Consider the following 22974-nt stretch of genomic DNA (forward strand, 5'->3'; position numbering starts at 1 on the left):
TTCTTCCGCGCACCCGTGGACGGGGCAAAGATGACAACCGGATACAGGTGCTCGTTCTCGCTGGCCTTGCAGGCTGCGAGCAGGGCGATACGTTCATCGTCGCTCAGGAAGCGCATGCGCTCGTTCCTGATCTTTGTGATCTTGTTGACCCCGTCGATGGGATTGACCGCCGTCCAGCCCCACTGTTTGGCATGCTTGAGCAGCAGAGCCAGCGTGTCGCGATAATGTAAAAAGGGTCTTGCGGCGTTTTCAGTGCTGTCTTGACAGGCTTTGCGGTTTCCCCGTCATCCGCCTTCCGCCGACCGTCGCCGGCCTCGCCAAGCTCACGCAGCTTCGCGCTGATCAGCTGCGGTTCGATATAGGAGAGGGCATATTTGCCCAGCTCCCGCTCCCAGAAAGCCAGATAGGTTGTCTCTGCCCGCTGGGTTGAGGGTGCCTTGTGCGGCAGCACATCGTCCCTGTACCGCTCGATCACATCGTTCAGCGTCTTGCTGCGGGCCGTGGACACCACGTTCTGAAACTCGCCCTTGCGGATCGCGGCTTCGGTTTGCTGCGCCCAGAGCTTGGCGTCGGTCAGGCGCTTGAAGGTTTTCTTCTGGCGTGGGAAGCCATGAATGCGCACGTCGGCAAGATAGACAGTTCCCGTCTTGCGCTCCCGTTTTTGAATGTTGGCCATGGTGCCCAATGGGGTCAGAGAGGACAGGGGATGCCCTTCGGGTTATTCTGCCCTGAAGGGCTACCTGGGAAACGCTGGGGGCAGTTGATATCAGGTTTTGCCCATAATTGCCAATAGCCATCAATGATGCCAAGCTTACAAAGCATTGAAAAACATGGTGAAAAAAATTGGCGGTTGTTGGTACTAATAGCTCTGCATGGGGCTCATAACCTGAAGGTCGCAGGTTCAAATCCTGCCCCCGCAACCAATCAAGCCCGTACCTCAAATGGTTATGGGATTTTTGATTTTGGCGACAATCACGGATCAGGAAACTCAGATTCGCTGCTCGTAACTTGGTGTCGCTGGTGGTTGACTGCGCGTTCCAAGCGATCGCGACCACTGTTTCCGAATGATTGCGACCACTGTTTCCGATTGATAGCGACCGGGGATTCCGAGGGATCGCGACCAGGGCGTTGGCAGGTTAGGGCCACCGCCGGGTGATCGACCGAGGGCTAAACTCGCGCCTTTTTCGAAAGGGCGGGGATGCCGGAGAGAGATTGCCCATGCGCAAGATCCGCGACGTTCTGCGGCTGCATGCCGCTGGCCTGTCGAAGCGGCGGATTGCCGCCAGCCTGACCATCGGTGCCACTGCGGCGGGGCGTATCTGCGCCGCGCCCGCCGCGCCGGCCTGACGTGGCCGCTGCCCGAGGGTCTTTCGGACGAGGATCTGGAGCGGTTGGTGTTCCCGCCGCCGCCGATCGTCGCCGAGGACGTACGCATCCGGCGAGCGCCGCCTTGTCGGCGGGGATGTGACGTGACCTGATTTTGCACTGGTGCAAGCAGTGGTGTTTGCAGTGGTGCAAGAGAGGGTGTTTTGGCGCGGGTTGAGGTTCTCAGCGGTCCTGAACGGCGGCGTCGGTGGAGGTACGCATCCGGCGCTGTTCGAGGCCTTCTGCGACGAGTTCACGCGCGAGATCAACCGGCTGCGGATCGAGGAGGGAACGGCGGCGGCGGCGCTCGAGGCGGAGCTGCCGCGCATCGACCGCGACCTCGCCAAGTTGCTGCAGGCCATCAAGGACGGCGGGCCGGGGGGAACGATCGTCGCCGAGATGAAGCGGCTGGAGGCGCGGAGGGCCGAGGTGGCCGCCCGGCTGGCGGATGCCGCCGAGCCGCCGCCGCTGCTGCGTACGCATCCGGCGAGAGCCGCGGACGAGGGGGCTTGACCGACGGCGTTAGCGTTGAGTGGTTATGCGGCGGCGTTGATGGGTTGTGGGCTCTGCCAATTCCAGGGCAGGAGTTCGCCGACGCGCTTGGCGGGGTGGCCAGGAGGCGCTCAGGACGTCGGCGAGGAAAGCGCGGGGTCGATGCCGTTGAGTTTGTCGTTTCGATCAGGGTGTACATGGCGGCGGCGCGGTGTCCGCCGGTGTCGGAGCCGGCGAAGGTCAATGCGTCTTCCGACGGCGATGCCTCTCACGGCTCGTTCGGCGGCGTTGTTGCTGAGGCAGATCCGGCCGTCGCCGAGAAACCGGGTGAAGGCAACCCAGCGCTGGGGCAAGTAGTCGATGGCGTTTGCCGGCTGCGGGTGTGCTGAGAGCCGGGTGCGCGGCCCGCGGAGCCATGTCTCGAGATCGTCGACGAACAGCCGCGCGCGTCTCAGCCCCCGCACGGTGAGGCGGTGGTGAGCCGGCAGTCCGGTGATCTCGCGCTCGATGTCGAACAGGGCGTGGATCCGCTTGACCGCTTCAATGGCGATCGGCGCCTTCTGCAGATCGGCAAGCTCGAAGAAGTTCCTCCGCGCATGGGCCCAGCATGCCGCCTCACTGATCGTCCCCGCTGGGCGGCTCATCGCCGATCCGACGCAGATGCCGAGCCGCTCCGCCGCCTTCATCAAGCTGATCGTCGCGCCATCCTGCCGCGTCGGATCATGATCGGGCAGGCCGAGCCGCGCGCGCAGTTCCTTGACCCGGACGGTCGTCCAGGTCTCGCCGTCGCCGGTCCTGCAGCGCATCCGGTTGAGCGACACCGCGATCTCCCGATCCGGCCAGTGCCCGGCGAGCTTGCGCAGGGCGTCGACGGCCGTCGGCACCCGATCCGCAGGGTAGCGGCCGGTCCTGACGCGGGGAACGCGTACCTCCGTGTGGCATCCACCCGTCCAGTGGATCAGCAGCACCGCCTCGTTCCTGGCGTCGTCGAGGTCGTGCAGACGATCTCGCGGACCAGGACATGAATGAGGCGCTGCCCGGTCGGGTGTCGGCGGAAGCGGCGTTCCAGGCCGCCGGCAGGTCGTGCGCAAGCTGAAGCAGGCGCCCGCGGTCGATCTTCGGACGCGTCGCCGATTGCGCCTTCAACTCATCGAGCCGGCGTTCGAGTTGGGCCACACGCTCCAGCGCAGCGTTCCAGCGCGCTTCCAGCTCGCGGGCAACGTGGCGCTTGGCGGGATCGACCAGTTCGTACCGGCGTGCGGCGAGGACGCCTCGTAGCGCGCCGCCTCGAGCTCGCGCCCGACCGCGGCGACGACCTCCTGCTGCGACCGCTCGGCCTGCTCGGAAGCGAGGATGGCAGCCTCCACGGCGCGGCCCGAGACCGCGTCCAGGATCTGCAGGGCGACCGCCCGATCGATGCGAACGCCGCCGATGCCGATGCACAGCCTGGCGCCGACATGCGCGTCGTCGCCCCGACACTGGTAACGGTGCGCGTTGCCTTTCCCCATACCGTAGAACACGCGCATCATCCGTCCGCAGCGCCCGCAGCGCATCAGCCCGGTGAGCAGGGCGCGTCCGCCGCGCGCCGATTTGCGTTCGCAGGTCTTCTTCATGTGCGCGTTCTCGAGCAGCGGTGCCTGATTGTCCTCGCACTCCGGCCAGCTGATGTAGCCCCTGTGGGCGTCGCGCAGCAGCACGTTCCATTCCTCTCTGGGCTTGCGCAGGCCGTCGGCCTTGCGGGCGCGGCCGTCGACGATCTTCGTGCGCTGCCCTTTCCGGCCGAAGGCATAGGCGCCGGCGTACAGCGGATTGTTCAGGATCTGCATGACGCTGTGATAGGCAGGCGGCTTCCAGGCCAGCTTCTGGATGTCGACGTTGCGCATCACGACCGGCATCTTAAGGCCGGCTTGGCGCAGCCAGAGGAAGACCTGCCGCGCGCTGCCCAGCTCGCGGAACTTGGCGAAGACCAGACGGATCGTCTCGACGACATGCTCGTCGGGATCGATCTCGATCTTCCCCGCCTCGCTCCAGCAGAAGCCGGGCGGCAGCATGAACCGGAACTCGCCGCGTCCCGCCTTCCGGTCGCGCGCCGCAAGCCCGCGTTGCCGCATCAGGCTCAGCTCGTATTCCGACATTGTCCCCTTCAGCCCGAGCAGCAGGCGATCGTTGACCAGCCGCGGATCGTAGGCGCCGTCGGGATCAACGACCGAGGCTGCCGGCAAGCGCGCACAACTCGATCAGATGATGCCAGTCCCGGCCGTTGCGGGCCAGACGCGACGCCTCGATGCAGTAGACAGCGCCGACGTCGCCGGAGCAGACCAGCGCCACCGAGGCGCTCGAACCCCGGCCGCTGTGTCGGCCCGATCCGGAGCGGCCGAGGTCGTCGTCGATCCCCGTCACTGCGGCGGAGGCCCTTGGCCGTCGCCGTTTCCCGCTGGTCGTACTGCCGGCGCTGGCTTTCCAGATTGCCGGTGACCTGCGCCATGGTCGATTGCCGAACGTAGACGACGGCGGTGCGGGCGAGATGATCAGCGGTGATCTTGCTGCTCATCGGCGCCCTCCCTGCTCGTCGACAGCGTTGGTTCCATCCCGAGCGCTGCCAGAAGGAGATCGGCCAGGGCCTCGAGCAGTCCCTGCGTGCCCTGCTCCACCGGCACCGGGCAGTCCTGACGCTCCAGTTCGAGGACGAGCTGCCCGCGACTTCGGTCCCGACTTCTCCGCACCGCTCTTCTCCTTCCCGGAAGGAGGAGTGTGCGCCCCGCTTCCGATGCCCGCCGAGCGACTCAAGCACGGCGGCCAGTTCGTTGAGCCCCTCGATGCTGATCCCCGGCGGACCCAGCGTCATGCCGGCGCAATAGCCTGCGTCGAACATCCAGTTCGGTAGCTCGCGGCACAGATCCGGCCGCTCGTCAGTGTAGATGCAGGTCAGCGTCTTGCCGCGCCGGAAGGGCGAGATCTGCAGCGTGCGGCCGAACAACGGATGCCAGCGGTAGGCAACCGTCGCGAATCGAAAACCGTAGGCAGAATGTTGGTAGCTTCGCGCCGCCCGCGGAAGACGAACAGATGACCCGAGTGCGGATCTCGCCGCAGCGTCTCCTGCACCTGCAGCGCCAGCCCGTCAAATCCGCGGCGCATGTCCGTATGCCCCGTCGCCAGCCACACCCGAACCCCGCTCGGCACCGGAATCATCAATCAGCGCCGCATCAGAGCGCACATCACCGCCGCCGCCAACTCCGGTGAGACCGACGCTGGAATGCGCACCCGGGTCCGACCGTCGACCACAACCTCAATCGCCGAGACCGGATCGGTAACCGCGCCTTGCGCCGATACCGGGTCGCCCCCCGGCCCGCTCCCGCCATCGCCCGTGGACGCGACGATCACCTCAGAAAACACGTGCCGGGCCGCGGCAAACTCCCGCCGCCACCGATAAAGCAGACTGGAACAAATATCCGCCTGACGCGCGACCTCCGAAACGACGGCCCCCGGCGCAAACGCCGCGGCAACAATTGCCCGTTTCTGCTCCTCACTCCACCGACGCCGCCGTTCAGGACCGCTGAGAACCTCAACCCGCGCCAAAACACCCTCTCTTGCACCACTGCAAACACCACTGCTTGCACCAGTGCAAAATCAGGTCACGTCACATCCCCGCCGAAAAGGCGGCGCTCGCCGGATGCGTACGGAGATCGAGCGGCTCAAGCTGGAGATCGCCAAGCTCAAGCGGCATCGGTTCGGCCCGTCGTCCGAACGTAGCGCCCGGCTCGAGCAACTGGAACTGGCACTCTCTGAACTGGAAGAGACCGCCGCCGAGGCAGATGCGGGCGAAGCGTTGCGGACGGCTGAACGGCGACCGGGCGAGGCCAACGGCGCGACGCCGCGCAGGCCGGCGCGCCGACCGCTTCCGGAGCATCTGCCGCGGACTCGTGTCGTTTACCCGGCACCGGCCGCCTGTCCCGGCTGCGGCGGCGTCGTGCGCAAACTGGGCGAGGAGATCACCGAGACCCTGGAGCGGTTGCCGGCGCGCTGGTTCGTCATTCAGCACGTGCGCGAGAAGGTTTCCTGCCGCTGCGAGGGCGATCAGCGAGGCGCCGCGCCGTTTCACCCGATCGCCCGCGGTCGCGCCGGCGCCAACCTGTTGGCCGAGGTGATCTACGGCAAGTACGGGCTGCATTTGCCGCTGAACCGGCAGAGCGTCCGTTTTGCCCGCGAAGGCGTGCCGATCGACGTCTCGACGCTGGCCGACTGGGTTGGCGCGGTGGCCGCGTCGTTGCGGCCGCCGACCGAGGCCATCGAGGCCCATGTCCGTGCGGGTGCGCGCATCCACGCCGACGACACGCCGGTGCCGGTCCTGGCAAAGGGCAAGACCAGGACCGGCCGACTGTGGACCATTGTGCGTGATGACCGCCCCTTCGGCGGCCCCGATCCGCCGGCCGCGGTCTACTTCTATTCTCCTGACCGCCGCGGCGTGCACGCTGAACGGGTCCTCGACGGCTTTGCCGGGATCATAGCAGGCGATGCCTTCTCCGGGTTTGGCCGCCTGTACAAGCCCGGTCGCCCAGCGGGGACGATCAGTGAGGCGGCATGCTGGGCCTATGCGCGGAGGAACTTCTTCGAGCTTGCCGATCTGCAGAAGGCGCCGATCGCCATTGAAGCGGTCAAGCGGATCGACGTCCTGTTCGACATCGAGCGCGAGATCACCGGACTCCGGCCGGACCAGCGCCTCACCGTGCGGGCCGAGACGCGCGCGGCCGTTCGTCGACGATCTCGAGACATGGCTCCGCGGGCAGCGCACCCGGCTCTCAGCAAAATCGAAGACGGCAAACGCCATCGACTACTTGCTCAAGCGCTGGGTTGCCTTCACCCGGTTTCTCGACGACGGCCGGATCTGCCTCAGTTAACAACGCCGCCGAACGAGCCGTAAGAGAGGCATCGCCGTCGGAAGACGCAATTGGACCTTCGCCGGCTCCGACACCGGCGGACACCGCGCCGCCGCCATGTACACCCTGATCGAAACGACAAAACTCAACGGCATCGACCCCCCGCGCTTTCCTCGCCGACGTCCTGAGCGCCTCCTGGCCACCCCGCCAAGCGCGTCGGCGAACTCCTGCCCTGGAATTGGCAGAGCCCACAACCCATCAACGCCGCCGCATAACCACTCAACGCTAACGCCGTCGGTCAAGCCCCCTCGTCCGCGGCTCTCGCCGGATGCGTACGAGCAACTGGAACTGGCACTCTCTGAACTGGAAGAGACCGCCGCCGAGGCAGATGCGGGCGAAGTGTAGAGCGTCAACCTTAATGTGCGGTGGCGACAGCCAAGTTGGCCGGTCCTGGCTGCTGGGAAGGTTGGTTCAGATGATGACGTCCTCCTCGGCGGGGTTGTTGCCGACGGGATGATTTTTGTTTGTCGGCGAGGTTGTCGGTGGTTGTCGCTCTGCTATTGATCTCGGCGGTGGTTCGATCGGCGGCGGCGCGACGGCGGTAGCTGTCGGCGTTCATCTCGATGATGGTCGCATGATGGACGAGCCTGTCGATGGCGGCGACGGTGACGGCCTGGTCGGGGAAGACAGTGTCCCAGGCGCTGAAGGGCTGGTTGGCGGCGATGGCGAGGCTGCGGGTCTCATAGCGCCGGGCGATGAGTTCGAAGAGGACGGAGGTCTCGGCCTGGTCCTTTCGGGCGTAACTGATGTCGTCGAGGATGATCAGCTCGAACCGGTCGAGCTTGGCGAGCGCGGTCTCGAGAGCGAGATCGCGGCGGGCGGCCTGGAGCTTCTGCACGAGATCGGTGGTGCGGGTGTAAAGGACGCGCCGGCCCGTCTCGACGAGGGCATGGCCGATGGCGCAGAGCAGGTGCGTCTTGCCGGTGCCGCTGTTGCCGATGGCGATCAGGTTGGCGCCGGTCTCGATCCAGTCTCCGGCGGCGAGCGCCTCGACGCGGGCGCGCGGGACGCTGGGCAGCGCCTTGAAGTCGAAGGTGGCCAGCGTTTTGCCGGCGGGCAGCTGGGACTCGATGAGGTGGCGGCGGATGCGGCGTGTCTCGCGCTCGGCGAGCTCGAGTTCGGCGACCGTGGCAAGGAAGCGGGCGGCGGGCCAGCCCTCCTTGTCGGCGCGCTCGGCCAGCATGGGCCAGTGGCGGTGGAAGCTGGGTAGGCGCAGCGCGGTCAGCATGGTGGGCAGCGCGTGCACGTCGACGATGCGGGTGGTGGCGGTCATGTGCGCATCTCCAACAGAGCGTCGAAGCTGGCGAGGTCGGTGAGTGCGACCGGCACGTCGGTCGGGCAGCGATCGTCGCCGCGGCTCGAGGCGCGGCTTCAGGTCGTTGGCATCCGGCAGATGGCCTGTGGCGAGGTTGTCGGCGATGAGCGCGGCGAGTTCGGCCTCGCAGGCCTCCTCATGGGCGAGCCAGAGCAGTCCGACCATGCGACGGCAGGCGTCGCGCTGAGGCAGCGCCACCGACAGGGCGCTCCAGGCGGCGGCGTATTCGGTGCGCGGGAACAGGCCGTCGCGATAGACCGAGCCGGCCAGCGCGTGGGGCTTGCGGCGCAGGGCGTGGATGACATGGTGGTAGTCGACCTGATGGACACGCACGCCATTGGGTCGACGGCGGCGGCGGGGGTGGCTGACGACACGGGGTGCCGCCGAGGCAGGCCTCGATACGGTCGTCGTAGATATGAACGCGCAGGCGCTGGCCGATCAGCCGCGAGGGCGCGCTGTAGAAGACGCTGTGCACGAGGAAACCGCCGGTGCGGGTGACGCGGATGACGATCTCGGTGAAGTCGGTGGTGCGGCGGGCCGGCAGCGGCCGCAGCGCCGCGGCCTCGACGCGCACCGCAACTTCCCGGCGCCGATTGCGGCGGGCGACGAGCTGGTCGACGAAGCGGCGCAAGTCGGCGACATCGGCGAAGTCGCGGGAGCCGCGCAGGATCAGCGCCTGGTCGAGCGCGGTCTTGAGGTGACGGTTGTGGGACTCCACCGAGCCGTTCTCATGCGCCTCGCCGGAATTGCTGCGGCTGGCTGAGCATTCCGTAGTGAGCGCAGAAGCCCTCGTAGCGCCTGGTGACATCCTCGGCGGCCTCGCGGTCGAGGTTGCGATAGGCGGCCGACAGGCTGTCGGTGCGATGCTCACGCGGCACGCCGCCGAGGGTCCAGAGCGCGTTCTGGAGGTTCTCGGCCAGCGCGGTGAAGCTCTCGCCGCCGAGGACGACACCGACGTGTTCCCAGCCGCTGTAGGCCAGCACGAAGTGGTAGAGCCGGTGAGCGAAGGGCGCGCCGGCGATGGTGACGCCAAGCTCGTTGGCGTCGGTAAAGTCCGAGAGCGCCATGCGGCCCGGCTCCGGCGTCTGACGGAAGATCACGTCCCTGGCCTCCCCCGTAAAGCGCGCGCCAGTGCGCAGCGCGGCGCCCAACGCGCCAGTCGCGCACGCGGCGCTCCAACGTGCGGCGGACACGGTCGTCCGGAAAAGCGTCCGGATCGGTCATCTGCAGGTGGCGCAGGAGCGTGACCGCCTGCACGGCGGGTCGTTCTCGCGCAGGATCGGCAGCAACACCGGCTCCCAGACCGCCTCGAGCGGATCGGGGACGGTGCGGCCGCGCTCGGGCTGGCGCTGGGACGGCAGGCGGGGATCGGCTCGATCCGGCGCGCGGTGCGCTCGCTGAAGCCAGCCCGGGCAGCGGCGGCGCGTTGGCTATGACGATGACGGTCTTGCATGTAGATTCTCACTTGCTGGTCGGTGACGGGTTTGCCCGGCACGAGGGGACCTCCGTTTCGGTCACAGAGATCCCGCTCGTACCGGCCCGCAGCGGCCAGCACCTACGCCTTCCTCCCCCCGGGAAGACAAGCGCGCCGCTGGCTCCAGCCTCCAGCCGGGCTACGCCCGGCCTCCGACTGAAGCCAGCGGCCAACTTGGCTGACGGCGCCGGACAAGATGGTTGTCGCTCAACACAGGAGCCGCCACGCAGCACACGGTTGCCGCCAGCTTTGTCGACCGACACCCCAGGCACACGCTACACGCTCGCGGAAGCCGGCTCAAGCGGCGCCCGACGCAGCTCCTCGCGCCGCCAGGCGGCGGCATCGGCGTGCAGGGTGATGGCGAGGGCAGAACGATCGAGCCCGGCAAGATAGAAGTTGGCGAAATTCTGGGAGGTCAGGGCGCCGATCGCCAATCCCTTGCCCGGCCGGTCGTGATGGGCGTCGATGATGCGGGCGATCACGTCGAGCAGCGGGCGTGCTGCTGGCGCTCCGCTCGCCTTGGCCGCGGGCGCGCCGGCGGGTCCCCCGCCTTGCTCCGGCCGCGGCCCCTTTGGCCCGGGCCTCCGGCCCGCCGGCCGGGCTCACGGCGCCTGAACTCGGGCACAGCGGAAGCCGTAGTCGTTGCTGCGGCTGCCCGGAACGGACGCGTTGCGGTACGCGGAGCGCACGAGCCGCGCGTCGCTGCCCCAGGAGCCGCCACGCAGCACACGGGGGCCGCCAGCCTCCATGGGGCCGACCGGGTCAGTCATCGCGTCGGCGGCGTAGGTCCGCTTGCCATCGCGACACCATTCCCAGACGTTGCCGTGCATCTCGTAGAGACCCCACGGATTGGGGGAGAGACTCGCCACCGGAACCGTCTCCCGCCGGTAGAGTCCCTTCTCGCCACCGGCGTACGGATAGTTGCCGTCATAGTTGACCTGCTCCGGGGTGATCGTCTCGCCGAAGCTGAACGGCGTGGTGGTCCCGGCGCGGCAGGCATATTCCCACTGCGCCTCCGTCGGCAGCACGAGTTCGAGCCCGGGGAGCAGGGCGTTGATCCGCTCCAGGAACTGCTGCACGTCGTCCCAGCTCACAGAGTCGACCGGCCGGTCCGGCCCTTTGAAGTGACTCGGATTGTCGCCCATCACCGCCTGCCACAGCGCCTGCGTGCAGGGGGTGTCGAACAGCCAGAAGCCCTTCGAGATCGTCACCGCGTGCCGCGGGCCTTCGTCGGCGGAACGCTCCTTCTCCGTCTCCGGAGAGCCCATGAGAAACGTCGCCGGCTCGATCCAGCGCAGCCGCTGCACAACGGCCTCATCGCCGCTGGCCGAGATAACCTCGAGATCGGCCCACAGGCCATATTCGTCATCGCCCCAGGCGCTGGCGAAGGTTGGCGGGAACGGGTCCGGAATCAGTTGGGAGATGTCATCCGCAGGGGCGAGGCTGTCACTATCCAACGGCGCCATCGCTCGGTCTCCCGCTCGGCCGGCCGGCGAGCGTTCGGCCGGCATCCGCCTTCAAGCCTACTGACACGCCGGCGACCCCTTCGTTTCGCCATCAAAAGCCGATGGCCGGGATGACGGTCTGTTCAGGAGCGGGCCCTCCAGCCCGGCCGTGAGCTCGGGCACAGCGGAAGCCGTTGTTGTTGTTGCGGTTGCCCGGCCCGTTCGCGTTGCGGTACGCGGAGCGCACGTTCTGCGCGTTGTTGTTCCAGGAGCCGCCACGCAGCACACGGTTGCCGCCAGCTTTATCGACCGACGCCCCAGGCACACGCTACACGCTCGCGAAAGCCGGCTCAAGCGGCGCCCGACGCAGCTCCTCGCGCCGCCAGGCGGCGGCATCGGCGTGCAGGGTGATGGCGAGTGCAGAACAATAGCCTGCCTGCAGCGCCGGCGCGCCGATCTCGCCCTCGGCGAAGGCGCGCTCCCACTTGCGGCGGCATTGGGCATAGCGCCGCTTGCGCCGACGCGACAGCAGCAACGCGCCCGGTAGAATGCGGAAGCCGCAGAAGGAGAGCCCACCGGCGCTGCGGCCGATCTGCACCGGCTGCTTGACGTCGAGGAGAAGGTCGTCGCGGACGAACGCTCCGGCGGTCTTGAGCGTCGCGCGCACGGCCTCGCGGCTGTCGGTCCACCAGGCCACATCGTCCATGTAGCGGACCATGCCGCCGACGCCGCAGCCCTCCAGCAGCAGCCGGTCGAGCCCGGCAAGATAGAAGTTGGCGAAATGCTGGGAGGTCAGTGCGCCGATCGGCAATCCCTTCCCCGGCCGGTCGTGATGGGCGTCGATGATGCGGGCGATCAGGTCGAGCAGCGGCCGATCCTTGAACTTGCGGCGGAGCATCGCGTTCAACACGGGATGATCGATGCTGGCGAAGTAGGCGCGGATGTCGATCTTGGCGTACCAGGGAAAGCGGCGGGCGTGCTGCTGGCAGCGGCGGACGGCGGCCAGCGCGCCCTTGGCCCGCCGGCAGGCGTAGGTATCGAATACCAGGGCGCGGTCGAGCACCGGGCCCGCATGAGCCATCAGCGCGTGATGAAGCACCCGCTCGCGGAAGGCCGGCGCGTGGATCAGCCTCGGTTTCGGATCATGGATGCGGAACGCCCGCATCTCGCCCAACTGGACAGTGCCGTCGAGGATCTCGCCTCGCAGGCAAGCCAACTCCCGGTCCAGATTGGCGCGGAAGGCGGCAACATCGGCGCGCGCCGCCTTGCCGCGGCTCGCCTGCCAGAACGCCGCAGCAAGGTTATGCGCGTCTGCGACGTCGGCAAGGCTGACGGCGCTGCGTCTCATCCGGTTTCGCCATCACCGGCGTCGGCGGCGGGCTCGGCTTTCAGGATCGCAAGGAAATCCGTGCCGTACTTCTCGACGCGCGCCGCGCCGACGCCGTCGATCTCGCGCAGCGCGCCCGCGGTGCGGACATGGCGGCGGACCATCTCCGCCAACTGCTCGTTGGTGAACAATGCGTAGGCCGGCACGCCTTCCTGATCGGCGAGCGTCTTGCGCAACTCACGCAGCTTGACGAAGACAGAGAAATCCGCCTCGGTAAGCACCTCGCGGTAGTCGATCCGGCCGCGCCGGCCCGGTGGCGGGCGGTTTGCGGACTGAACATAGGTGATACACAGCGCCCAGGCGCTGTTCGCTCCGTCTTGGACGAACTGCCGGTCGATGGCGACGATGCGATGGGCGCCGAGGAAGCGATTGACCTCCTCGGCCACCTCGTCTGCGTCCAAAGCAGGAACATTGAAAAATCGCAGAAAAATGAGGCTCGCTCCGCTCGCTTCAAGCCACGGTCACGCCGGCGGGTCCCCCGCCTTGCTCCGACCGCGGCTTGTCCTTTTTTTCCGGGCCTCCGGCCCGCCGGCCGGGCTCACGGCGCTCCTGAACTCGGGCACAGCGGAAGCCGTAGATGCTGATGCGGAAGCCCGGATCGTCCGCGATGCGGTACGCGGAGCGCACGCCCTGCGCGCTGGAGTCCCAGGAGCCGCCACGCAGCACACGGGGGCCGCCAGCCTCCATCGGGCCGACCGGATCAGTCAACGCGTCGGCGGCGTAGGTCCGCTTGCCATCGCGACACCACTCCCACACGTTGCCGTGCATCTCGTAGAGACCCCACGGATTGGGGGAGAGACTCGCCACCGGAACCGTCTCCTCCCGGTAAAGGCCCTTCTCGCCGCCGGCGTACGGATGGTTGCCGTCATAGTTGACCTGCTCCGGGGTGATCGTCTCGCCGAAGCTGAACGGCGTGGTGGTCCCGGCGCGGCAGGCATATTCCCACTGCGCCTCCGTCGGCAGCACGAGTTCGAGCCCGGGGAGCAGGGCGTTGATCCGCTTCAGGAACTGCTGCACGTCGTTCCAGCTCACAGAGTCGACCGGCCGGTCCGGCCCTTTGAAGTGACCCGGATTGTCGCCCATCACCGCCTGCCACAGCGCCTGCGTGCAGGCGGTGTCGAACACCCAGAACCCGCTGGAGATCGTCACCGCGTGCTGCGGGCCTTCGTCAGCATAACGCTCCTTCTCAGTCTCCGGAGAGCCCATGACAAACGTCCCCGGCTCGATCCAGCGCAGCCGCTGGGTGGCGCTGCCGTGCCTCGTCTCGATGGTCAGGTCCGCGAACACGCCGAAGCGGGCGTCGAGGCCGAAGGCGAGCGCGCCTTGCGAATCGGGGTGGGGCGCCGCGTCTGCCGCCAGTGCCCAGCGGGCCGGCGCGTCGACCTCAGCGATCGGTGCTGCGCGCAATTCATCGCCGCTCCAGTGCTTCTCCCATGAGCCGAAGGGCGCGCCGCGGACAAACAACCCGTTGCGATCGCAGCCCCAGGCGCGGGCGCCCTGCGGCCGGCGGACCGGTGCGACGACGACCGACTCGCGCGCGGTTTCGAGGTGAAGCCCGATCGCCTCCCGGAGGGGAGCAAGGCGCGCCGGCAAGGCTTCGGCCGACAACCAGCGCGAATGACCGCCGCCCGCCGAGTAGCGGACGCCGCCGGCATCCAGGGTCAGCGGCTCGCCGAGCGGGCTCTGGCGCGGGCCGGCGGGCTCGCTCTGGAGCACGAGAGCGGCTGTCGCCGCGTCGTGGACCAGCCAGCACGAGACCGCGGGCTCGCCGGTGTCGAACAGGCGCGCCAGCACGGCAGGGTCGGCGTGCTCGGGGATGACGGCGTCGGCGCCCTGCGCGCGCACCTGCGGGGCGAGCAGACGGTGCAGGTCATCACCGAAGCGCTGCCACATCCGGCCATCGGCGCGCTGGACGATGCCGTGGGCGACGCTCCACCAGTTGGCGGACTCACCCGGCTCGCTCAGCGTCGCGACGAGGCGGCACATGAATTCCCGCGCCTGTTCGATCCGCTGCGCCGCGCCGGAAGAGTGGGCGACCGCTTCGTCTCCGACCTGTGCCGCCCACAACAACGTTTCCTCATGATTTAGCGCGGCGCGGAGGTGGGCGTGGTGCTTCGCGCGCCGGCGGTCGAGTTCGGCGTGCAAGTCCTTGAGCCGGTCCGCGAAGTGGCGGAGATGGGTCTCGCGCGATTGCGTGCGGATACTGGCGGTGTGCACGGCGTCCACGTCCGCATGGCACCACACGGCCCCCTCGAGCCCGGCGTTGAGCGGCGCCTTCGGAGTGAGCCGGCGCAGGGCGCGCAGCAGCGGCGGGTCGACCCGCCGGGTGGCTGCAACCATGGCGAGGAGATCGTCGAGGCCGTCGGGCTGCGGGGCCGCCGTGCCGTGGGCGCGGGTCGGCCGCGGCCGGGCATCGGGGCTCCAGCGGAGGATCTGCAGGGATGGCGGGACCGGTTCGCCCAACTGGCCGGCACCCAGCGGCGCCAGTGCCAGCGGCCGGACCTGGGCGCGGACCAGGTCCGTGACGAAGGCGGCCCAGGCCTGCGCCGCTGCGGACTGCGGGCCGAGCAGCATGCCGAGATCGCTGACGATCAGCACCGGTGTTGCGGCCGGCGGCATCAGCCAGGCGTGTTCAGCCGGCAACGCCTCGGCGGCCTGCCTGCCCTGGTGCGCGAGCCAGTCACTCCACGGTCCGAAGGGGCCATGGTTGATGATGCGGAGCGACACCCCGGAGCGGCCGACCTGGCGAAGGAGCCGCTGGGCGAGCTGATGCATGTCCCAGCGGTAGGGCCAGAGCCGCGGGCAGAAATCGAGCAGGACGATGAGGTCGGGGTGCCAGCGGCGGAAGATGCGGCGCGGCAGGCGGCGCGGCAGTTGGCCAGCGGCGAGCAACTCCGTCATGCGGTCGACATCGAGCGGGCCGAGACGGGTTGCGCCGAGCAGACGGCGGAGCGCGGGCAGGAGGCGCGGCGATGGCACCAGGTCCTCGAACGCAATGAGCCGATGGTCCGACGGCGCGCACGCTGCCGCCTCGTCGATCGGCGCGGCGCTGGCGAAGGCCTGCTCGGTTACGGAGTCGCGCTCCGGCGGCGGGCGCGTTTCGCGGTGGACAACGGCGGGCAGGAAGGCCAGGCGCAGCGGTTCCTTCCGCTTCGGCGCGGCCTCGGCCTTAGGCGCCGGCTTGACAACGGCGCCGACGCCGGTCGGCCGTTGCGGCGGCGGTGCGGGGCGTCGTTCGTAGCAGAGCAAGCCGGTCGCGTCGACGTCGAGCACCAGGGCGACTTGCTGATCCTCGACGCGCGGGGCTGCCGCCAACAGGCGCAGGAGATCGGCGCGACAGGTGGCGCCCCGCGCCCCGGCAGCCTCGGCGCCGCTCACGGACTCGCGCTTCCGTCCTCCGCAGGCAGCGGCTTGGCCGGACGGTCCTGCGGCTGATCGGCATTCTTCACCAGCGCATAGACGCTCAGGCGCTGCAGCCAGTCGAGTTGCGCCGCCGATCGTTCCTTCTCCGGCAGGCCTCGCGTCAATCCGTCGAGGGCGGTGAGCAGGTCGATGTACTCGGCGAGCCCGACGGGTGGATAGCCGCGGCTGACCGCGACCTCGCGGTCGTCGGCCACCTGGTTCGCGGCGTGGCGGCGGGCGTCGTCGGCGACGTCGAGATTGCGGTGGACGCGGCCGCGGGCGATCAGCCAGTCGACGAACGCGGACTTCTCCTTCGGCGGGTTGAGGTTCAGCACGACACAGCGGCGGACGAAGGCCGGCGGCAGCTCCCGTTCCTCGTTTGTGGTGATGATGACGAGGGGCAGCCGGCCGGCCTCGGCGCGAACGACGCGGTGTTGCAACGGCGGGACGGTAAAGCTGCGGTTGCCGAGCACTTCGAGCAGGGCGTTCGGCACTTCCGCGTCGGCCTTGTCGATCTCGTCGATGAGCAGCACGGGGGTGTGGCCGGGAGCCCCGCCTTGCGCGAACGCCTCCCAAAGGCGGCCGCGCTTCACATACTTTTCGTTGCTGACGTCGAGCTGGCGTAGTTGCGCGTCGGCCAGCCGCTCGACGGAATCGACCCGGTAGAGCAGTTCGAGCGCCTCGAAGCGCGGATGGATGACCTCGACCAGCGGCTGTGGCGAGCCGAGATGGTCGGCCGCGGCGCGGGCGATCTGGCTCTTGCCGCTGCCGGCCTCGCCGCGCACCAGGAGCGGCCTGCGGGCGGCCCAGGCGAGGATCAGCGCGTCGATCTCGGGCTGACTCCACAAATGGCCGGCGGCGGTGTAGCGGTCGCTGGCCGTGAGGTACCGGTCGGCGCCGGCTTCGAGCGTGACGAAGGGGTTGTCGGAGCGCTGGGTCATGGCAGGGGCGACGACGGCAGATTCAGGAGCGGGGCAAGGACGTTATAGGCCTTGTGGCAGAGCGCGAGGATCTTGCCGCCCTGTTCGAGTCCATCGGCGCCGGATTTGATGACATCCAGCGCGCGCTTGATACGGTTCGGATCCGCGGCCTCCTTCTTGCCCGCCTCGTGCTGCGCCAGTTCGACATGCGCCGTCAGCTCGTCGCGTTTTTCGGCCGACGGATGCGCGGCGATTTCCTTGGCCAGCTCCTGTAGCAGGGAAGTGAGCGCCGCGAGATCGGCGCCCTCGCAATGATCGACGCTGGCCGTGTGGCCGGTGCCGGCCTGCGCGGGGGAGTGGGAGCCGGCACTGACGGCCATGCCGCCGGACACGGTTCCGATGTGGATGATGGGGCCGGACTGGGACATGGTGGCACCTCCTGACTCTTGCGACGATGGGGGCTGCGGATGCGACGGACCGGTCTCTCCCCGCATGACATTCAACTCGGCCCAGAACTCCCGAATCTCCGCGAGAAGCCTCTCGACTTTCATGCCGAGCAGTTCGCGGGTTGCCGCGCTCTCCGGTACCATGACGGGCACTTGGTGGAGGGCTCCGAAGAGCTTGTATGCGTCCTCAGAGAAATCGGCACGAACGACCAGGCAAAGGCTTGCCCGGTCGACGTTCTTGTAGGTGCCAAGGCGTGCGGCCAGCATTTCGCGATCGGTCTCCGAGAGCGGCCCGTCGTACGTGCTGATGTCGGTTGCGCCCTGGTCGTTCTCGAATAATGCGAGGTAGGCTGCTCGTTCGAAATCGTGGATCGGCTGCTCGCCGGTGCTGGACCTTGCCACCTCGAACACATAATCGGTGGCCGGCAGACCTTTGTGTTTGTCTTCCCGTTTTGGCGGCTTCAGGCGTATCTCGCCACCGAACAACGCGGTTGCGATCACAGCGCAGATGATCAACTCGCTAGTCGGAACCCGGACGACATACTGAACGCCGGCGGCTTGCGCGGCGCGAACGACGAGGCAGGCGGCAGCCAGGCAGTAGAGCGCGGCGGCGGCCTCCTCGCAGCGGCGGCGCAACCGCAGGTCGGCTTGAGGCGAGGGCGCATCCCGCAAGGCGCGACGCACGGCATAAAACAGTTTGAGGACCTCTGCTTCCGCTGGAGCACATCGGGAAAAGCAGTCAACGACTTGTTCTGAGCTGCCTGGAACGGTTCCCCCCGCGGCCACTCCCTCAAGTTCATCCACGAGCGCGTAAAAAAATGGCGTTCCTTCTACTTTTTTGAGTAGCTTAACCGCCAGGCGCAGGTGATGGTTATCCCCAGGCGGCGGAGGCGCTTCATCGGATGCATTTGCCGGAGGAGCAGGGAAGCCAGGCTTAGGGTGCACGCTGCCGGTGGCGCCGGGGAAGCTTGGTGCAACAGATGGCTTGGCCCGAGAGCGTCTAACGCCGGCGAGCAACCGTTCACGCGCCCCGACTTCGTCCAGGCCCACCAGATTGACGTAGATCACCTGTCCGAGCAGCCCTTCGACATCGCACTCGGCGACCCGCACCGGCAGCAGGAGGCCATTGACGCCCGAGGGATCGTTGGCGAACGCCGCGTACCATTCGGCCTTGGTGAAGCCAGAGTCAAAATAAGTGGGGCTCAAGACCGCGAGCGTGCGCGCACACTTCGTGGTGCCCTTCTGCATCTCGGCAACGAAGTTTCCACCCGGACGGAAGTCCCAGGCTTGCACGAAAGTCGTATAGCCCGCCTCTTCCAGCTGCCAAGCCAGCCAAGTCGCCCAGCCTTCTTCGGAGGATCGGTAACTGACAAAAAAGTCGATCTTGTCCCCGGCCGTCATGTGGAGTCCCCCCGGGTATTGTAAACAGCTAAGGCCTATCAGAATTCAGCGTCACAAGGGCGTACTTTTCGTAGTTGAAGAGCGACGGATAGCGCACATCGCGTTGCCATAGGCGTCGCCGACCGATCCCATGGACGGCCTGGCATTAACCTCCTCGACGTCGCAGGTGTCGTCGATGTCGAGCGACACCGCGGCGCGGGGCGCCGGGTAGCTGGCGAGCCACAGATCGAGCGAGACCCGACCGAGCCGGATGACGCTGCGCAGGTCGGGCGCGTTCTCCCAGCGGGACATCGTCGGCTGCGAGCACAGGTCCCGGCCGCTGTCCGGCAGCCGGCCGCAGGCGAGCTTGAACGCCGGATCGGAGCGCAGGACGCGGCTGATGAGGTGGAGGCAAAGGGCGAAGCGGTCCAGACGACGGTCAGCAGCAACGTGTCGACCAGCCGTCATCGTGGCGCGCCCAAGCATGGCGACGCGCTGCTCGCGGGAATCCGTGGTAGAACCGTTGGCTTGGTTGTGCGACGCTCGCACCGGCGACCCGGATCGCTTGAAAGATCACGCCGCCAGCCGCCGTGAGCCAATACGCCAGTCGACCCCTTTGTCGACTCCCGGAACAAACGCGACGGAGGCATGATCATGTCGTATGCGACGATGCGCGTCAGCTCGCTCTCGCTTCGGCGTTTCGGACTCGGGGCTTTCCCGCAAGATTGGAGAAACTATGTCGCAATCCTCATATGATGCCTGGGCCGCCGGCCAGGTGAACGCCCGCTTTACCGAGTGGTTGCGCCAGCAGTCGGAACCGGCGTGGAGCGAAGCGACGAGCCACCGGTTCACGCGGGAACTGGCCGACGGTGTCCTCGCAGATGCGGTCATGCGGCGATACCTCGTCCAGGACTACTCGTTTCTCGACTCCTTCGTCCGGTTGGTGGCGAGCGCCATCGTCAAAGCGCCGTCGCTTGCCGACCGCGTCGCTCTCGGCCGGTTTCTCGGCGCCGTGAGCGGCGAAGAGAACACGTATTTCCATCGTGCGTTCGATGCGCTCGGCGTTCCGGAGGCGGACCGCACCCGGCCCGCGTTGCGCCCGACGACGCGCGCTTTCCACGACGGGATGGCGAAGGCCATCAACGCTGAGGGATACGAGGAGACACTGGCGCCGCTGGTCGTGTTCGAGTGGTTGTACAATGCCTGGGCGACGGCGGTTGCCGATCGGCAGCCCGGGACGTTCCTGCATCAAGAGTGGATCACCATCCACGCCAACCCGCAGTTTGATGCCTTCGTCGCCTGGCTCCGCGGTCAACTGGACCGGAGCGGCCCCACGCTCTCGCGCGATCGCCAGGAGCACATCGCCGAGGTATTCCGTCGTACGGTGCGGCTCGAAAAGCTGTTCTTCGACGACGCACACGAAGGCAGTTGATGGGAGTTCGAGCGGGTCTTTCAGCGGCCCAGGAGAATGGCGCCGCGCGGCGTCTTGTGCAGGTTGGCTGCGGGTCGAGGAGCGAAACGCGGGTTCGGGGAGGCGTCTATTGCTCCTCCCCGAACCCGACCGTCCGAGCACGGCCGCTGCCGGTGTAACTCCCGTCCGACGCCGAGGCAGACGTCAGAGGCCCGAACTTTCGAGTGCCTCCATCCTCGCCAGGTGTCGCTTCACCACCGGCAGAGCGCCAAGCGCAACGGAGCGAAGCTGTGGATTGGGCCCGACGCTGGCGTACCCCGACAGCAGGTCGACAGTCTCCTTGTGCGCAAGGACTTGCTGGTCGACATACGTCTTGTCGAGCTTGTCGGCGGGCGCGCGTTGGAGATGGTCGAGGACGCTCTTCCGCCGCTCGTCGAGGCTGCCGGGAATGGCGATGTCCGGGGTCTCGCTCGAGCCGAGCGCCGACCGCAGCTGATTGGACATGGTCGTGTGGTCGGCGAGCATCTGCGCCGCCGCCCCGCGCACGGTCTCGTTCCCGCTGTGCTTCAGCATGTACTTCGCCGCGGCGATCTCGAACATGTCGCCGCGCGCCGCGTTCTGCACGAACGCCTCATCGTCCGTCGAGCCGGCGGATCGCGCCGTCGCGCGCCCCATCATGCCGCCGACGACGTCCTGCATCTTGTCGGCGGTCCGGGCCATGCCGGTATGGGTTTCCTTCTCGGTCATGCTGCAATCCCCTTCCTGCTACGGTCGACAACCTGAGCGTAATCGAGACCACGCCCGTTCCCGTTCTCCTTGAGTGCGGCAACGGGATGATCGCCATCGGGGGCGAAGCGATACTCGCCGCCGAACTGGCTGCGGTGCCTGTCGATCACCTGCTCGCTCGGAACATCGCCGGCGTTGACCTGCCGTTGATAGTCGAAGTACCGGTGATCCTGCGGCAGGTCGGACACGGGCACGAACTCCGAGTCGAAGCTGGTCCACTCGACGGTTGTCGCGAGGATCTCCCGGACGTACTGCTTGTTGGGCTCGAAGGTCATCGGCGCCGTTACCCCGCTTTCGGGGAAGATCAGGGCCGGATCGATTCCTTCCACTTCCTTCATGGCCTGCGTGGCGAGGCGAAGGTGCTCCAGTTCCATGGCCAGGTGGAGTTCCCAGATCTGCTTGATGCGCGGGTCGGTCTCGGTCTGCAGGCACGACCAGTACATCCAGCACTCGTTGTATTCGTGCAGCGCGAGGTTTGTCATCCACGAGACGGTCGGATCGAGGATCGACTCGTAGTGCGTGACGTGCTGCTCTTCGATCTGGGCGATCTCGAGGTAAAGCGCGCGCGCCAGCGGGTTCTCCGGCCGGTTTCCGGCGGTCATGTAGAAGTTCATCGTCTGCTGCTCGGCGGAGAGCACGGTAAGGCCGTTGAGGATCGACTGGAACTGACAGGCCTCCACCGTCATCGGCCGCCGCAGGTCGTCGTGCGGGTGCCGGTGCTGGAAGATGGTCGGCCGGCCGGGCAGGGCCTCCGTAAGATCGCCGGTGATCTCCTCCGCCTTCTTCCGCTCGCCGACCAGTTCCATGAGGTTGGCGTAGCGGTAGAGGTGATCGTAGTCCTCCAGAACGCCGAAGTCGTAGACCTTCTTGAGGTACGGGTCCGGCTCATGGCGCGCGATCCAACTGGTAAGGTCGACCGCCACTTGCTCGTACCCGATGGTGTTGGCGAGCACGCTCTCGCCAGCCGGGATCAACCAGTTGACCGCCTTCTGCTGCTGCTGCTCGATCCGGCGCACGCTCGCCAGCATCTGTTTGACGCCGACATCAGCGATGCGGCGTGCGGCCGAATGCGAGTTGATCATCGCCTCGACCTCGATGCCGTTCATGACGATGACGCGGCAGCGCGAGTACGGGTGCACGCTGTCGGGATCGTATGGAGCACTGTTGAGCTCCGACCACGACCGCAATTGCTTGTCGAGGGGGATGCCCTTTTCCTGAAGGGGATTGAAGGCCATAAGCGTCTCTCCTTTGTCTCTTCCTGCTTGAATGTTATTGTTTCCGGAACGGTGCTTGCGACCTGTGCGCCACCGGCAGCGGCTCGTCGGACGTTCCGGTGGCTCGGCTCACGACGGCTGCGGCAGACGCTCGGGCCGATGTCGGCGGTCAGGCTCGTGATTAACGCCCAGGCTCCCGCTAGGTTCCGGGACGCGGCGACGGTCGGCTCGATCCGGCGTACGATTCGAGCCGTTCGAGCGTGAGCGTCCAGTCGACGTAACAGGCGGCGCCGGCACTGCTGCAATGGCAACAGCATACGGGGGTCGTCGTTGTTCCCGCGCGGCTCCTTGATGACGGCGTTATTCCTGGGCGGCGTCGGGGTGGCTGGTGGACCGCCACCGGCGTTGCGGCGCGATGCCGGTGTCGAGCACGCCGACCTCCTGTCCCCATGCATCCCAGCCGGCCCGGGCGGACCGGGCGAACATCTCCAGGTACGGTCCCTCGCAGAGTGCTTCTATGCGATCGTGCACCTCGGCCGGCTTGCGGCTGTGTTCCCGACGGGGAGCGACAACGAGCTTGCGGACGCTGGTCGAGCGGCGTTTCGGATGCCCGCGCGTCGCCAACAGGCATTGCTCGGGATTGGCCCGGGTCCAGAAGCCCATGCCGGTAAAGAAGCTTCGCTGTTCCGCTCCGGGCGCGCCGTCGCCCTTGTTCAGCTTGGCCCAGTAGAAGCCGACGGTCTTGTAGGTGAATCCCCACGCCCGAATGACGTCGAAGGCCCTCTCCAACAACGGATCGGTCGCCCACAGCAGCAGCACGCAGTCATCGGCCGCCCACTCGGCAACCGGCAGCGCCTTGATGTGCTCCAAGGTCATGCAGTCGTAATGCGCCTCCGGACTGCGTCCTTTGCCCTTGCGGGAGTATGTGGCGAACGTCCACGGCGGGTCGGCGTAGATCACCCGGTATCGTTTGGACGGCGGGAAGGAGGTCATTCGGTGTCCT

17 protein-coding genes and 5 pseudogenes are annotated in these 22974 nt (G+C 67.4%); 3 read left to right on the plus strand and 19 right to left on the minus strand.

What is annotated here, in order from left to right:
* Positions 1-103: 103 nt before the first annotated feature.
* Positions 104-676, minus strand: coding sequence for a hypothetical protein (locus IPM60_09715; GenBank protein MBK8908163.1), 573 nt, complete (start codon positions 674-676; stop codon positions 104-106).
* An 863-nt stretch (positions 677-1539) separates the two neighbouring features.
* On the opposite strand from IPM60_09715, the gene IPM60_09720 reads away from it, so the two are divergent.
* Complete coding sequence (locus IPM60_09720) at positions 1540-1878, plus strand: hypothetical protein (GenBank protein ID MBK8908164.1); 339 nt, start codon at positions 1540-1542, stop codon at positions 1876-1878.
* A 617-nt stretch (positions 1879-2495) separates the two neighbouring features.
* On the opposite strand, the pseudogene IPM60_09725 reads toward IPM60_09720, so the two are convergent.
* From IPM60_09725 to IPM60_09740, 4 genes and pseudogenes are all read right to left on the minus strand, one after another.
* Positions 2496-4408, minus strand: a pseudogene (locus tag IPM60_09725) (recombinase family protein).
* On the minus strand, positions 4386-4580 hold the full coding sequence (locus IPM60_09730) for a hypothetical protein (GenBank protein MBK8908165.1): 195 nt from the start codon (positions 4578-4580) through the stop codon (positions 4386-4388). The pseudogene IPM60_09725 and the gene IPM60_09730 overlap by 23 nt, the downstream one beginning before the upstream one ends.
* Before the next feature lie 202 nt (positions 4581-4782).
* Positions 4783-5046: an IS66 family insertion sequence element accessory protein TnpB gene (gene tnpB, locus IPM60_09735; protein MBK8908166.1), complete on the minus strand. Its 264-nt coding sequence runs from the start codon at positions 5044-5046 to the stop codon at positions 4783-4785.
* A 3-nt stretch (positions 5047-5049) separates the two neighbouring features.
* On the minus strand, positions 5050-5433 hold the full coding sequence (locus IPM60_09740) for a transposase (GenBank protein MBK8908167.1): 384 nt from the start codon (positions 5431-5433) through the stop codon (positions 5050-5052).
* Positions 5434-5527: 94 nt separating this feature from the next.
* On the opposite strand from IPM60_09740, the pseudogene IPM60_09745 reads away from it, so the two are divergent.
* Positions 5528-7006, plus strand: a pseudogene (locus IPM60_09745) (IS66 family transposase).
* A 140-nt stretch (positions 7007-7146) separates the two neighbouring features.
* Here the strand turns inward: IPM60_09745 and IPM60_09750 are convergent.
* From IPM60_09750 to IPM60_09800, 11 genes and pseudogenes are all read right to left on the minus strand, one after another.
* On the minus strand, positions 7147-8064 hold the full coding sequence (locus IPM60_09750; protein MBK8908168.1) for an ATP-binding protein: 918 nt from the start codon (positions 8062-8064) through the stop codon (positions 7147-7149).
* A pseudogene (locus tag IPM60_09755) lies at positions 8061-9559 on the minus strand (IS21 family transposase). The gene IPM60_09750 and the pseudogene IPM60_09755 overlap by 4 nt, the downstream one beginning before the upstream one ends.
* 296 nt (positions 9560-9855) lie before the next feature.
* Positions 9856-10062 carry a hypothetical protein gene (locus IPM60_09760; GenBank protein ID MBK8908169.1) on the minus strand — a complete coding sequence of 69 codons (207 nt, stop codon included), beginning with the start codon at positions 10060-10062 and terminating at the stop codon, positions 9856-9858.
* A 120-nt stretch (positions 10063-10182) separates the two neighbouring features.
* A complete protein-coding gene (locus IPM60_09765; GenBank protein MBK8908170.1) occupies positions 10183-11046 on the minus strand; it encodes a formylglycine-generating enzyme family protein in 864 nt (287 codons plus the stop codon).
* Positions 11047-11137: 91 nt separating this feature from the next.
* On the minus strand, positions 11138-11350 hold the full coding sequence (locus tag IPM60_09770; protein ID MBK8908171.1) for an SUMF1/EgtB/PvdO family nonheme iron enzyme: 213 nt from the start codon (positions 11348-11350) through the stop codon (positions 11138-11140).
* Between the two features lie 3 nt (positions 11351-11353).
* On the minus strand, positions 11354-12373 hold the full coding sequence (locus tag IPM60_09775; GenBank protein MBK8908172.1) for a hypothetical protein: 1020 nt from the start codon (positions 12371-12373) through the stop codon (positions 11354-11356).
* Positions 12370-12798 carry an HRDC domain-containing protein gene (locus tag IPM60_09780; protein ID MBK8908173.1) on the minus strand — a complete coding sequence of 143 codons (429 nt, stop codon included), beginning with the start codon at positions 12796-12798 and terminating at the stop codon, positions 12370-12372. Before IPM60_09780 ends, IPM60_09775 begins: the two co-directional genes overlap by 4 nt.
* Positions 12799-12862: 64 nt before the next feature.
* Positions 12863-13618 (minus strand): formylglycine-generating enzyme family protein, encoded by a 756-nt coding sequence (locus IPM60_09785; GenBank protein MBK8908174.1) that lies wholly within the window; start codon positions 13616-13618, stop codon positions 12863-12865.
* 2168 nt (positions 13619-15786) lie between these two features.
* On the minus strand, positions 15787-16755 hold the full coding sequence (locus IPM60_09790) for a MoxR family ATPase (GenBank protein ID MBK8908175.1): 969 nt from the start codon (positions 16753-16755) through the stop codon (positions 15787-15789).
* Positions 16752-18581, minus strand: a complete 1830-nt coding sequence (locus tag IPM60_09795) for a TIR domain-containing protein (GenBank protein ID MBK8908176.1) — start codon at positions 18579-18581, stop codon at positions 16752-16754. The genes IPM60_09790 and IPM60_09795 overlap by 4 nt, the downstream gene beginning before the upstream one ends.
* 156 nt (positions 18582-18737) lie before the next feature.
* Positions 18738-18950: pseudogene (locus tag IPM60_09800) on the minus strand (transposase).
* Between the two features lie 346 nt (positions 18951-19296).
* Between IPM60_09800 and IPM60_09805 the strand changes: the two are divergent.
* Positions 19297-19992 carry a TenA family protein gene (locus tag IPM60_09805; GenBank protein ID MBK8908177.1) on the plus strand — a complete coding sequence of 232 codons (696 nt, stop codon included), beginning with the start codon at positions 19297-19299 and terminating at the stop codon, positions 19990-19992.
* A gap of 183 nt (positions 19993-20175) precedes the next feature.
* Here IPM60_09805 and IPM60_09810 read toward each other — a convergent pair whose 3' ends face one another.
* From IPM60_09810 to IPM60_09820, 3 genes and pseudogenes are all read right to left on the minus strand, one after another.
* Positions 20176-20718 carry a DUF4142 domain-containing protein gene (locus IPM60_09810; protein ID MBK8908178.1) on the minus strand — a complete coding sequence of 181 codons (543 nt, stop codon included), beginning with the start codon at positions 20716-20718 and terminating at the stop codon, positions 20176-20178.
* 68 nt (positions 20719-20786) lie between these two features.
* A pseudogene (locus IPM60_09815) lies at positions 20787-21992 on the minus strand (hypothetical protein).
* Positions 21993-22331: 339 nt separating this feature from the next.
* Positions 22332-22964, minus strand: a complete 633-nt coding sequence (locus tag IPM60_09820; GenBank protein ID MBK8908179.1) for a DNA methyltransferase — start codon at positions 22962-22964, stop codon at positions 22332-22334.
* Positions 22965-22974: the final 10 nt, after the last annotated feature.

Source organism: Rhodospirillales bacterium (genome assembly GCA_016710335.1).
Lineage (GTDB): Bacteria > Pseudomonadota > Alphaproteobacteria > Rhodospirillales > Defluviicoccaceae > JADJXQ01.